General features: G+C 57.9%; 12 protein-coding genes. 1 reads left to right on the top strand and 11 read right to left on the bottom strand.

What is annotated here, in order from left to right; all coding sequences use genetic code 11:
- Positions 1 to 112 precede the first annotated feature (112 nt).
- Positions 113 to 403: a DUF1540 domain-containing protein gene (locus tag ACXAG1_RS11635; protein WP_475092214.1), complete on the top strand. Its 291-nt coding sequence runs from the start codon at positions 113 to 115 to the stop codon at positions 401 to 403.
- A gap of 141 nt (positions 404 to 544) precedes the next feature.
- On the opposite strand, the gene ACXAG1_RS11630 is transcribed toward ACXAG1_RS11635, so the two are convergent.
- The 11 genes from ACXAG1_RS11630 to rsfS all read right to left on the bottom strand — a co-directional run bounded on the left by ACXAG1_RS11630 (position 545) and on the right by rsfS (position 12,831).
- Positions 545 to 2,536 carry a cellulase family glycosylhydrolase gene (locus ACXAG1_RS11630; protein ID WP_475119780.1) on the bottom strand — a complete coding sequence of 664 codons (1,992 nt, stop codon included), beginning with the start codon at positions 2,534 to 2,536 and terminating at the stop codon, positions 545 to 547.
- A gap of 340 nt (positions 2,537 to 2,876) precedes the next feature.
- Positions 2,877 to 3,941 carry a lipoyl synthase gene (gene lipA / locus ACXAG1_RS11625; RefSeq protein ID WP_475119779.1) on the bottom strand — a complete coding sequence of 355 codons (1,065 nt, stop codon included), beginning with the start codon at positions 3,939 to 3,941 and terminating at the stop codon, positions 2,877 to 2,879.
- Positions 3,934 to 4,686, bottom strand: a complete 753-nt coding sequence (gene lipB, locus ACXAG1_RS11620; RefSeq protein ID WP_475119778.1) for a lipoyl(octanoyl) transferase LipB — start codon at positions 4,684 to 4,686, stop codon at positions 3,934 to 3,936. Before lipB ends, lipA begins: the two co-directional genes overlap by 8 nt.
- The gene (locus tag ACXAG1_RS11615) at positions 4,686 to 4,967 is read right to left on the bottom strand and encodes a YbeD family protein (protein ID WP_475092209.1); all 282 of its coding nucleotides are present in this window, start codon (positions 4,965 to 4,967) and stop codon (positions 4,686 to 4,688) included. The genes lipB and ACXAG1_RS11615 overlap by 1 nt, the downstream gene beginning before the upstream one ends.
- Before the next feature lie 310 nt (positions 4,968 to 5,277).
- The gene (locus ACXAG1_RS11610; protein WP_475092208.1) at positions 5,278 to 6,426 is read right to left on the bottom strand and encodes a D-alanyl-D-alanine carboxypeptidase family protein; all 1,149 of its coding nucleotides are present in this window, start codon (positions 6,424 to 6,426) and stop codon (positions 5,278 to 5,280) included.
- Between the two features lie 80 nt (positions 6,427 to 6,506).
- Positions 6,507 to 7,409, bottom strand: coding sequence for a septal ring lytic transglycosylase RlpA family protein (locus ACXAG1_RS11605; protein WP_475092207.1), 903 nt, complete (start codon positions 7,407 to 7,409; stop codon positions 6,507 to 6,509).
- A gap of 92 nt (positions 7,410 to 7,501) precedes the next feature.
- Positions 7,502 to 8,491, bottom strand: a complete 990-nt coding sequence (mltB, locus tag ACXAG1_RS11600) for a lytic murein transglycosylase B (protein WP_475092206.1) — start codon at positions 8,489 to 8,491, stop codon at positions 7,502 to 7,504.
- Between the two features lie 213 nt (positions 8,492 to 8,704).
- Positions 8,705 to 9,850, bottom strand: coding sequence for a rod shape-determining protein RodA (gene rodA / locus ACXAG1_RS11595; protein WP_475092205.1), 1,146 nt, complete (start codon positions 9,848 to 9,850; stop codon positions 8,705 to 8,707).
- Positions 9,843 to 11,765, bottom strand: coding sequence for a penicillin-binding protein 2 (mrdA, locus tag ACXAG1_RS11590; RefSeq protein ID WP_475119777.1), 1,923 nt, complete (start codon positions 11,763 to 11,765; stop codon positions 9,843 to 9,845). The genes rodA and mrdA overlap by 8 nt, the downstream gene beginning before the upstream one ends.
- Positions 11,766 to 11,973: 208 nt before the next feature.
- Positions 11,974 to 12,450, bottom strand: coding sequence for a 23S rRNA (pseudouridine(1915)-N(3))-methyltransferase RlmH (gene rlmH / locus ACXAG1_RS11585; protein WP_475119776.1), 477 nt, complete (start codon positions 12,448 to 12,450; stop codon positions 11,974 to 11,976).
- A gap of 18 nt (positions 12,451 to 12,468) precedes the next feature.
- The gene (gene rsfS / locus ACXAG1_RS11580; RefSeq protein ID WP_475092202.1) at positions 12,469 to 12,831 is read right to left on the bottom strand and encodes a ribosome silencing factor; all 363 of its coding nucleotides are present in this window, start codon (positions 12,829 to 12,831) and stop codon (positions 12,469 to 12,471) included.
- Position 12,832: the final 1 nt, after the last annotated feature.

Below are 12,832 nucleotides of genomic sequence, written 5' to 3'. Positions count from 1 at the left end.
ACTCCGAGACCGCTCCCCCCCTTCCCTGTCTTCAGAATTGACACCCTGTACCACTGAACTAGGCTTACAGGGGAAGTTTGGCCCTTCGACAATTATTAAAGAGTATCGCGCCATGATCATCGCCACCGATATGCCCGAAGTATCCAGCTGTACCGCCATAGAGTGTGCCTACAACACAGATGCCGCCTGCCACGCCCGCGCTATTACCATTGGTGACGGCACCCATCCGGACTGTGATACCTATTTCAGCAACAGCCATCATACCAAGCGCGAGCGCAATGCCGGTGTTGGCGCGTGCAAGGTCACCGGGTGTAGTCACAACGTCGATTTCGAATGTGGCGCAGACCAGATAGAACTCGGCTACAGTGGCGACTCGGTCAATTGCCTGACCTACGCCCATTGACCGCAACATACCTTCGAGTATTCGAGTGTGTTCGTCCCTGAGCGGACTTGGCCGAGTTTAATCCGTTTCACGAGCAAAAAAGGCTGGCAGATTCATATCTGCCAGCCTTGTGGTATCACGTCGAGCAATTAGCGGAGCTTACTACTCGGGCGTATTACTCCACAGGCGCTCAAGCAGGTTGGTTTTGCGCTGATCAAACTCCAGCCACTCTCCCCAGCCGGCGGTATTGCTTTGCGGGTCGTAGGCGTGACCGTACCAACCACCGGTGTCACCGGATTCCGGGTTGATGGACCAGTAGCAGCCCTGGATATTTTTCTCGACCATGTAATCGACAAAAATGTCCTGCCACTGAGCATCGACCACGCCGGGCTGGATATGATCCCAGCGCGCCTGATCACGCAGAGCGGCTTTCGCTGGCCAGTCCAGGTTGCCGCCGAACTCACCAACCACCATGGCATAACCCATTTCACGCAGATAGCCGAAGTGCTCGTCCCAACCGGCGCGCAACAATTCTTCATCAATCACGATATTACAGTCGGCATCACCGGCAGCATCTCCCTCCAGACCTTCACATTCAGGCTGCGACACCGCGTCCATAAAGCCTTTCTGCACAAATACAGACGGACCGTAGGTGTGCGGAGACCATACCAGGCGGTCTTTGGGGATATCCGGCGGGTTGTCACCGGCTTCAAACAGGTTTTCCCCCCAGTTCGGGTTGGTCAGCTCGTTGCCGTGCGGCACCTGAACAATAGTGTCCGGAGTACCGTCCTGATTACCAGCGGTGGCGGAAATACCCTGCACAAACAACAGCATATGCGGGCTGACTTCGTCGATAGCGGCAAACGCATCTTCGGTCAGGCTTTTCCACTCTTCCCAGGTGTAGTCCCAGGGCTCGTTGTAGATATCGATCCCGATGATGTTATCCACACCCAGCGCTTCTTCAAGGCCAGCCAGCTCGCGCAGGTTGTCCAGCCAGATGTCGCGGTTATACGCCTGCACATTGGTGACCGAATCCGGGTTGCCGGTGGCGGCACAAGAGCTGTCTTCCCGCGGGTAATCGTACATATCCCGATCCGCATCCACGTAGGGAGGACGGGCATCCAGGCGACCCGCACGCCAGCCCACATAGTTGGAGCAGGAATGCACATCGAGCATGACTTCAATGTTGTTCTGATCTGCGGCGATAATAAATTCTTCCATCGCCTGGCGCGCATTGGGGACACGTACGGATTCGTGGTTTTTCAGCACGTCGCCGCTGGCCTGTGGATCATTCGGGTCAAGTGTTTGCGGTACCACCGGGAAGCGCACCACGTTCACTCCCATTGCGGTGATCTCACTCATGGTCTGCTGAATGGTACGACCGGTGCCCGCACTGCCGTTGGCCCAGAAGGTGTTGCCCACGTAAAGCTCCATGGGCGCACCGCTGGGGTTCACTTCCGCATCGGATGGCTCATGGCGCCCTTCCAGACCAAACCAGGAACCGCAATTTACCGGAATGACTTCACCGTTTTTGGTGATATTACCGGTTGTATCCACACGGAAACGACCTGCCGTGGGCTCACCACCGGAACTGCCGCCGGAGGAGCTGGAAGAGCTGGACGAGCCGCTGCCTGAGCTGGAACCACCGGAAGAACTGGAGGAACTAGACGAGCTGGAGGAACCACTGCCGGAGCTTGAACCACCAGAGGAGCTGGATGAACTGGACGAGCCGCCCGAGGAAGAACCACCACCATTTCCATCCACAACCACCGGCACGGGCGCCTGGCCGCCGGGGTTGGCAATAAAACCTATGATCACTTCACCGCCGGGTGCGATGGTACTGTTGTACGAAGCGGCCCCCACTACGTATTGGCTGGCACTCTGCGACGTGAGTACACCATTCCACAGGTTGTTGATATCCACATCCATGTTGAATGATACAGACCAGTCGCTAAGCGGCTCACTGCCGTCGTTGACGACAAGAATCTCCCCCTGGAATCCTCCGCCCCAATCACTGACAATCCGCATTTCCGCTTCCGCCGCCATCAACGCAGCCGACGACGAGGCCAGCCAGAAGGCCAGCCCGGCCCTGGCGCAGGCCCGGTACAGCGATTGCCGCTGAAAGGGTCGTTTACCCGAAACACTTGCTTCCATTTTTCTCTCCGGTCGTTGTAACTGATTCACCACCGATCATCGATCGGTTAAAAATTGATAGATACCAATTCCCCGATAAAAAGCGGCGAAACACTGTATTTTCAATAATATTTTCTTAGTGCGTGCTCATTCGAGACGCTCTGATGCAACGTGTGGAAAAAGAAAAAGAACCCCATAAAAAGATGACTTTCAGGCCATTTTTCTACAGTTGAGAAATAATTAATTTTTCTGAAACGACAGCATGAACTGTAGCGGAAGTAAAACGAGGGAGATGTCACAGTAAAAAATGGGCAAAAAAAATCCCGGCACCGGGCCGGGATTTTTCAGGCAGCGCACATAATCAGCTGACGACTTCACCGTGCGCCTGCTTATCTGCATGGTAAGACGAGCGTACCATCGGCCCGCAGGCCGCGTGTTTAAAGCCAATTTTCTCGGCATACACGCGGTATTCTTCAAATTCATCCGGGTGCACGTAACGCTGTACCGGAAGGTGCTCTTTACTCGGCTGCAGATACTGACCAATGGTGAGCATGTCGATGTCATGTGCCCGCATATCGTCCATCACTTCGAAAATCTCTTCCTTGGCTTCGCCGAGGCCAACCATCAGGCCGGACTTGGTCAGCACGTCCGGGCGACGCTTTTTATATTCCTGCAGCAATTTCAGGGACCACTTGTAGTTGGCACCCGGGCGAGACTCGCGATACAGGCGCGGCACGGTTTCGAGGTTGTGGTTGAATACATCCGGGGCGTCCGCTTCCAGAATGTCCAGCGCGATATCCATACGCCCGCGGAAGTCCGGGGTCAGGATCTCCACTTGCAGGTTCGGAGATAGCTCTCGGGAACGCTTGATGCATTCGGCAAAGTGCCCGGCACCACCGTCACGCAGGTCGTCGCGGTCAACGGAGGTAATCACGACGTAGCGCAGGCTCATAGCGGCAATGGCTTCGGCCAGGTGCTGCGGCTCGTTGGGGTCCAGCGGATTCGGTTTGCCGTGGCCCACATCGCAGAAGGGACATCGGCGGGTACAGATTTCGCCCATGATCATAAAGGTGGCGGTACCGCCACTAAAGCACTCACCCAGGTTGGGGCAGCTGGCTTCTTCACACACGGTAGCGAGCTTCTGTGAGCGCAGGATACTCTTGATGCGATCCACTTCCTTCGACGCTTTTACCGAAGGTACTTTTACGCGGATCCAGTCCGGCTTGCGCAGGGTCTGATCACTGGCAATCACCTTTACCGGGATACGCTCTACCTTGTCACCATCGCGAAGCTTTTCGCCCTGCTGCAGGCGGCGGGTGCGCTTTACCGGGGTGATCTCGGGCTTACTATCAACCCCTTCACTCTTACCGGGATTGACCGTAGTCGCTTTGATTTCAGACTGGTCAGCGTCGAATCGTTCAGACATTGTTGGTTCCTGATTCGGCAGCCCGCGTGTTTGCGGCTACCTCAAATAGCTTCTCGTCAAATAGTTGCTCGTCCACCGGTTGCCATTCGGCTTCCGGCAGTTGCAGCTTGCGCTGTAGTGCCGCCACAAAGCTTTTTGCTACGGCTGCCCACTGCGGGGTGGGCTGGATGATCTCTGCCATCTGTACCATTTGCATGCCGGCATAACCACAGGGGTTGATGCGCAGAAAGGGCCCCAAATCCATATCGATGTTGATGGCAATTCCGTGGAAGCTGCATCCCCGGCGGACCCGCAATCCGATGGAGGCGATTTTGTTGCCGGCACGCGGGCCTTCGGTCAAATACACCCCGGGCGCATCGGGGCGCGGTGCGGCGGCAATGCCGAATTCGGCGAGCATGGCGACGGTGGCCTCTTCAAGGGCGGTGACCAGATCGCGCACGCCAATTTTGCTGCGGCGCAGGTCCAGCAGCGGATACACCACTAGCTGGCCTGGACCGTGGTAGGTAACCTGTCCACCCCGGTCTACCTGCACTACAGGTATATCGCCGGTATTCAGCAGGTGTTCGGCTTTGCCGGCCTGGCCCTGGGTGAATACGGGGGGGTGTTCGACGCACCAGATCTGGTCCACGGCGTCGTTGCCGCGGTTGTCGGTGTAGTGGGCCATGGCGCGCCATACGGTTTCGTAATCGCGGCGGCCAAGGTTACAAATGACCGGGTTGGCGACAGCCGGTTCTGGAGCGGCCATCAAATCACCATGTATACGCCCGGGTGGGCGGTGAGTTCGTCGGTCAGTGCCTTCAGCTGATCTTCGCCGGTGGCGACGATGTAGAAGGTCACGGAGGTAAATTTGCCATTGCGACTGGGCTTGTGCGTCAGCTTGCTTTCGTCCAGCTCGGGGGCGTGGCGACGCATTACTTCGAGTACGAAGTCCTTTACCTGGTCATCGGAGTCGCGCACGACTTTGACCATGTAGTCTTCACAGGGAAACTCGATTTTGGGAGGCTGCTGCTCTGAATCCTGGGTCATACCACTCTCACTGGGCCGCAGGTCAGAAGTGGGATTGCCGGTCACTTGTCCGGCGAGAGTTGCGGCCGGGCGGCGATTATACAGTGCCGACGGGGCACTGGACAGGGAGGAAAGATTGCAGAAGTAACTGCTTTTCCAGGAAGGACTAGGTCAAGTGGCGGCACTGCTAACGGGTAAACCCTTCTGAGACACGCCGTAGACCCATCCCTGGGGGCTCGGCTGTGGCCATCCAGGCCACAGACGGTCTCAGAAGGGTTTACCCGCTATCAGTGCCTTCGCATCTGACAATGCAATATATCGAGCTTTAGGTTTACTGAAAGAAACCCATCACAAAGCGCTTGATGGAATCCCAAAGACGCTTGAAGAAGCCCGCCTCTTCCACATCCTCAGCAACCACGGCCGCTACGTCGGCAACGGTTTCACCATCCAAATTGACCACGACTTTACCCACCTGCTGCCCTTTGGCGAGAGGCGCTTTGAGTTCGCCGTCGATGATAAGGTCGGCCTTGATGTTTTCTTCACCGCCACGGGGGATGGTGACGAACACATCGCGGGATACCGCGACGCCTACAGTGTCGGTTTTACCGCCCCATACACGCTCGGTCTGCAGCACGTCGTTATTGCCGTAGACTTTGTGGGTCTGGAAGTAGCGGAAGCCATAAGCGAGAAGTTTCTGTGTTTCCGCTGCGCGCTTTTCGTCACTGTCGGTGCCAACAACCACGGAAACAAGGCGCATACCGCGTTTGACAGCGGAGGCGACGAGACAGAAGCCGGCCTCTTCGGTGTGACCGGTTTTGATGCCATCTACCGCGGGGTCACGCCACAACAGGCGGTTGCGGTTGGGCTGGTTGATACCGTTGAAGCGGAAATATTTTTCAGAGTACAGAGCGTAGTGGCTGGGATGATCCTGGATCAGTGCGCGTGCCAGCTTGCTAAGATCGCGGGCGGTGGTGAGGTGCCCGTCAGCAGGCCAGCCGGTGGCGTTCACGAAGTGGGTGTCATTCATACCGAGCAATTGGGCCTGCTGATTCATGACTTCGGCGAAGACTTCTTCGCTGCCGGAGACGTATTCGGCCAGCGCAATACTGGCATCGTTTCCGGACTGGACGATAACGCCACGCAGCAGGTCGATGACCGGTACTTTGTCACCCACTTTCACGAACATTTTCGAGCCGCCCTTGCGCCAGGCTTTCTCGGAGATGTTGACCGAGTCCTGCTCTTTGATAGTGCCCTTTTCCAGCTCTTCGGAGACGATGTAGCTGGTCATCATCTTGGTAAGACTGGCCGGGGGAATCTGTTTGTCGGCGTCGTGCTCTACCAGTACCTGGCCGGTGTGGGCATCGATCAGGATGTAGGCGGTCGCCGCCAGTTGCGGGGGCGCGGGGATCAGGGGTTTATCGGCCTGGGCCACGCTGGCGCTGACAATCAGGAGCAGACAGGCAAATAAGCGTTTGAACATGGGTCTCTCTTTATTCCTTGCAATCGATGTGTGTCATACGCCCGGCTCCGGCCGGGCAAAAAACGGGGCGAGTGTAACGGTTAATCCACTACAACCTGAGGCTGGCCGAAGTTTTTCTCTTCGACAGATTCCCTCAATGCAGCCAGTGCGCGTTGCTGCTCGATGGGCCCGATTCTGACCCGATAGAGCATTTTCCCGCCCCGGTTTACCGGGCTGACGGTTACAGGATAGCCGAATGCAGCGGCAAGCTGCGCTCGAATCTCTTCTGCCTGACTGGAGGAGCTGTAGGCACCCACCTGCAGGTAGGTGTTATCGGGCAGTTTGAAGCTGGCGTCTTGCGGTAAACCCTTGCGCGCAGCGGCATCTTTTTCCACCGCCAGGGTTTCAATCGCACTTGGCAAACTCGCAGGATCCAGGGCTTCGACTTCGACCCGAGCCACACCTTTGTTGATATAACCGAGCTTCTGCGCAGCGGTGTAACTGAGGTCGATGATACGGCCCGGTACAAACGGGCCGCGGTCGTTGACGCGTACGATGATGCTGCGGCCGTTATCCAGATTGGTGACCTTGGCGTAACTGGGTAGCGGCAGGGTTTTATGGGCGGCGGACATGGCGTACATGTTGTACACCTCGCCATTGGCGGTCTTGCGGCCGTGGAATTTGGTACCGTACCAGGAGGCGTGGCCGCGCTCGCGGTAACCTTTTACGTCCTCGCGCACACGATACCTCACCCCATTCACCACATAGGGGGATTTATTGCCGGCAACACCGATGGGCTCACGTACCGGAGTCACTTCGGGGGTCGCCAGCATGTCTACCGGTACCGCCGGACCACTGTCGCGCACCTGATCGAACGGGACCTCATCCGGCTCGACTTTGGCGCTGCCAGTATCCCGGAGAGGTACGTTGCTACAGGCCGACAGAAATACGAGCGCACAGGCGGCGCCAAACCGGGCAGACAACCCGGGTAGTGGTTTTATCATGACTTCCCCCTGTGCAGGACAAACTGCGCCCGCAACTGCGTTTTATCGCTCTATTTCGTTATGTATTAAATTTGCCGAACTGCAGGGCCGGTTCAGGACCGGCCGCCCCGCGCCTTGATAATCTCCTGGCCCAGTTCGTACACCGCCATGGCATACAGGCGGCTGTGGTTATAGCGGGTGATAGTGTAAAAATTATTCAGCCCGATCCAGAACTGTTCGCCATCTTCGGTTTTCAGTGAAAACACATTCGCCGGCATGTCTTTGGTGACCTGCGCCGTGGTTGGAAAGCCCTTCGCCTCCACTTCACCCACGGTCCAGTTTGGCTTGAGGTCGTCGTTGACGATGGTCATGTCCGCGTTGGGTAGCGGCTGGGTAATCACGGTGACCGGTTCACCGGTCTTCCAGCCGTGCTCTACAAAGTAGTTCGCCACACTGCCAATGGCATCTTCGGTATCTTCCCAGATATCCACACGCCCATCGCCGTTAAAATCCACCGCGTAGTGGCGGTAGCTGGACGGCATAAACTGGCCGAAGCCCATGGCACCGGCGTAGGAACCTTTAAGGCTGGTAGGGTCAATTTTTTCGTCTCGGGTCAGCAGCAGATAATTTTCCAGCTCCTTGGTGAAGAACTTGGAACGGCGCGGATAATTGAATGCCAGGGTCGACAATGCATCAATCACCCGGTAACTGCCCATGTTGCCGCCGTAACGGGTTTCTACGCCGATAATCGCAACAATCAGCTCCGGTGGCACACCATACTTTTCTTCCGCGGCTTTCAGGGCCTCGGCATTTTTATCCCAGAAGTCCACGCCACCGCGGATACGGGTATCGGTAATGAAAATCTTGCGGTACTCGTACCAGGGCTTGGCTTTTTCTGCCGGGCGCTTGATCGCCTTGAGAATGGAGTCCTTGCGTTTGGCTTCCCGCATCAGGCCCTGAAGCTCATCGCGGCTGAAGTTGTGCTCCGCCACCATGTAATCCACAAAAGTCTTGGCCTGGGCATTTTCATCGTGCCCCTGCTCCTGGGCACAGGCGCCAAGCACCAGCCCCAAGCCAGCCAACAATCCCGTGGTCCACTTCAAAACAACCGCTCCTGTCTTCATAAAGTACTTCCAACTACTTTTCACTGATCGATGTATTTGTTCAGTCGCCCTCGCGTCCCCGCACCGGGAACACTGCGAATGGCTATTGTGACTGCAACCGCGCCAAAAAGTGGCACGATACACCCGAAAAAGTGAAGGCAGCCTGAACCGGCTCACGTTATTGCATACGCGACCAGTTTCAGGTCAAAGTTGTCAGAAAAGTACTCTGCGCCTTTCCGTGCTGACGGCCATCAGAATACCAAACCCCGCCATCAGGGTAATTACCGAGGTACCACCGTGGCTGACCAGGGGCAGAGGAACCCCCACCACTGGCAGTAAGCCGGTCACCATACCGATATTCACAAACACGTAGACGAAAAAGGTCAGCGTGATACTGCCCGCCAACAACCTTCCGAATACATGTTGGGCCATAAAACTAATATAGATGCCCCGGGCGATGATCAACAGATACAGAGTCAACAGGATCAGTGCGCCGCGCATTCCCCACTCTTCCGCCAGTACCGCGATGATGAAATCTGTGTGGCTTTCCGGCAGAAAATCCAGTTGCGACTGGGTGCCCTGCATGTACCCCTTGCCGGACCAGCCCCCGGAACCGATCGCCGCCTTGGACTGGAAGATGTTCCAGCCGGCGCCAAGACGATCCGCGTCCGGGTTGAACAGGGTGAGAATCCGCTGTTTCTGGTAATCCCGCAGCCCCCACATCCACATGGGCCAGGCGGCCATCAGCCCCATGACAATGGCGCTGCCAATCATCTTCCAGCTGAGGCCGGACAGATACAGGGCAAAGATGCCGGAGGCGGCGATCAGAATGGAGGTACCCAGGTCTGGCTGACGTACGATCAGCACAGCGGGAATACCGATAATAACGAGCGTGGCCACGACCGTCAGAAAGGACGGCGGCAGGGCCCGCTTGTGCAGATAGGCCGCCACCGCGATGGGTACGGCCAACTTCAGAGCCTCGGAGGGCTGGAAGCGAAAGCCACCAATCTGCAGCCAGCGCTGGGCACCCTTGGCACCGACACCCACAAACAGCACCGCCACCAACAGGCAGCACCCGGCCAGATAAAACCAGGGCGACCAGCGCCGGTAAAACTCCAGTGGAATCTGTGCGGCAATCAACATGCCGATAAACGCCAGGCCCATAAAGACCGCCTGGCGTTTTACGTAGTGAAATTCTTCGCCGGCAGCACTGTACAACACCACCAGGCCGACACCAGCCAGTGCCATCAGCAACAGTAGCAGCGGCAAATCGATGTGCCAGCGGCGGGAAAAACTCTCCGGGCGGCGCAGGCTGCTGCCGGTGTCCGGCAGCCGGTTCATGTAATCGCGGCTAGCCACTAATACGCACTCCCGCTTGCTCGTTCATACAGGCGTTGACCATGGGTGGACGCCAGGAGTGACGACTGGCGGTATCTTCGTAGGCCCGAGACATCCAGTCGAAAAAGACTTCACGGGCTACCGGCGCGGCGACCTTGCCGCCGCCCTCGCCGTTTTCCACCAGCACCGACACCGCTATCTGCGGATCGTCCACCGGCGCGAAGGCCACAAACAGGGCGTGATCCCGATGGCGCTCTTTCAGCGCTTCGGAATCGTATTTTTCACCCTGCGCAATACCGACCACCTGAGCCGTACCGGACTTGCCCGCCACTTTGAAGTCGAGGCCGGCACCGGCGCGCTTGCCGGTGCCGTGAGTGCTGTAGACCACCGCTTCCATACCTTCAAAGACCAGGTCCCAATGCTCTGGGCGCGCGTCCACATGGTGCAGAATTTCCGGCGGCTGCTCGATGCCATCCACCGCCATAACCACCTGCGGGCGGTAATGAGTGCCGCGGTTGGCAATGGTCGCAGTCATCACCGCCAGCTGCAGTGGCGTTGCCAACACAAACCCCTGCCCCAGCACTGCGTTCAGGCTGTCACCGGGAAACCAGGGCACACCGCGAGCGCCGCGTTTCCAGGCGCGCGACGGGAAGAGTCCCGGGTATTCCCTCGGCAAATCAATACCGGTTTTTTCCCCGAGGCCGAAACGGGTGGCAATATCGTGCATGCCATCGATGCTCCAGCGATGCGCCATGTCCCAGAAGTAGACATCACAACTCTGCGCGAGGCCCTGAATCAGGTCCACATGCTTGCCGTGGCCCCAGCGTTTCCAGTCGCGATAAATACGGGAGTCATTGGGGAGCTTGAAAAAGCCGGGATCCGCCACTTGTGTCTCGGCGGTGATCACACCGGCAGCCAGCCCCCCCAGCCCCATCATGGGCTTGAGCGTAGAGCCGGGCGGATACTGCCCCTGCACCACACGGTTAAACAGCGGCACATCCAGTGAGTCCCGCAGGGCGCTGTAATCCTTGAAGCTGATGCCGGTTACAAACAGGTTTGGGTCGAAAGACGGCTGGCTGACGAAGGCGAGCACACCACCGGTTTTCACATCGATCGCCACTACAGCGCCACGGTTGTCCCCCAGCGCCTCGGTGGCCACCTGCTGCAGGCGGGTATCCAGATGCAGGGTCAGCTCCGAGCCGGGTTTGGGGTCCTGACGCTCCAGCACCCGCAGCACGCGACCGCGGGCGTTGGTTTCCACATTCTCGTAGCCCACTTCGCCCAGCAGCATATCTTCGTAGGAGCGCTCCAGCCCCACCTTGCCGATACTCTGGGTGCCGCGGTAACGGCGCACGTCTTCCTCGGAGAAACTCGACAGTTCGCGCTCGTTGATCCGTCCAACATAACCGACGCTATGGGCAAACAGCTCCTGCTCCGGGTAATAGCGCACCAGTTCCGCCTCTACGGAAACCCCGAGCAGGTGAAACTCGTTCACGCTGATACGGGCGATTTCTTCTTCGCTGAGACGGTAGCGCAAAGGGACGGGTTCGAAGGGACGGCGGCGCGGCAGGCGGCGCTTGAATTTTTCTACATCGCCATCGTCCAGCTCCACCAGCTGGCCGAGCAGTTCGAGGGTCGCGTCCAGGTCTTTGACCCGCTCGCGCACGATAGACAGGGTGTAGCTGGGCCGGTTGTCGGCGAGCAACTCGCCGTTGCGGTCATAGATCAGCCCGCGGGTCGGTGGCACCGGGCGCACCTGAATGCGGTTCTGGTCCGACTGGGTACGGTAGTCCTCGAAGTTGACTACCTGCAGGTTGTACAGGCGCGCAACCAGCACCCCCAACAGCGCAACCACACCGAAGATGGCCACCAGCATACGGTTGCGGAATAGCCGCTGCTCCGTGTGGTGATCTTTAAAGTGCAGGTTTTCAGGCATGCTGGTGAAAACAGGTTAGTCAGTGGCGCGAAAATGACCACGGAGTGTACACAAGTTTGCCGTCCATGCGGAGATGACAGCGGAGTTGATGGCAAATATCGCAACCTATGGCCCAGGTGCCAGGTTGAGCTCCGTGCCACAGGATTGAGACCACAGCCGCCAGCAGCAGTTCACCATCCCTCGGCCAACCGATGGGATTGGTGACTATCTACTTGTGATAGGGGTGCCCCGCAAGCAGTGTCCAGGCCCGGTAGACCTGCTCCACCAACAGCACCCGCACCAGCGGATGCGGCATGGTGAGCGCAGACAGGGACCACTTCTGGTTCGCCCGCGCCACACACTCCGGCGCCAGCCCATCGGGGCCGCCAATCAGCAGGCAGACGTTGTCGCCGCCCATCTGCCAGTCCGCAAGCTCGCGGGAAAGCTGCTCGGTGCTCCAGGCCTTGCCCTTCACTTCCAGCGCCACCACATGCTCCCGCGGATTGATCGCCGCCAGCATGGCCTCCCCTTCTTTCTGGCGGGCTTTCTCCACCAGTGCCGGAGAGTTCTTCTGGCCGCGATTGCCAAGGGGGATTTCTACCATTTCCAGGGTCAGTTCCCGGGGCAGGCGCTTGGCGTACTCGTTGTAGCCCTCCTGCACCCACCCGGGCATCTTGCCGCCGGCGGCGATGATTCTGATCTTCACGGAAGAACGACCAGCGGATCAGTCTTGGTGCGGGTCGGAACCGTCCGCGTCGTCGCGGGTGTTCGGGGTCATGGACCAGAGTTTTTCCAGGTCGTAGAAGCCGCGGGTTTCCGCCTGCATCACATGGATCACCACGTCACCGTAGTCCACCAGCACCCACTCGCCCTGCTCCATGCCTTCCACACCGATGGGGCGAATGCCCGCTTCCTTGCCGTCCTCAACCACATTGTTGGCCAGGGACTTCACCTGGCGGTTAGAAGTACCGGTGCAGATGATGAGGGTATCCATCACGTCGCTGAGTTCAGAAACGTCCATGGAAACGATGTCTTTACCCTTGAGGTCTTCCAGTGCGTTTACCGCAATTGATTTGATATCAGTCATA

It is taken from the genome of Microbulbifer sp. ABE4_465 (assembly GCF_056160765.1).
The sequence above is the reverse complement of the archived record's forward strand: the minus strand, read 5'-3'. Positions and strand labels throughout refer to the sequence as shown.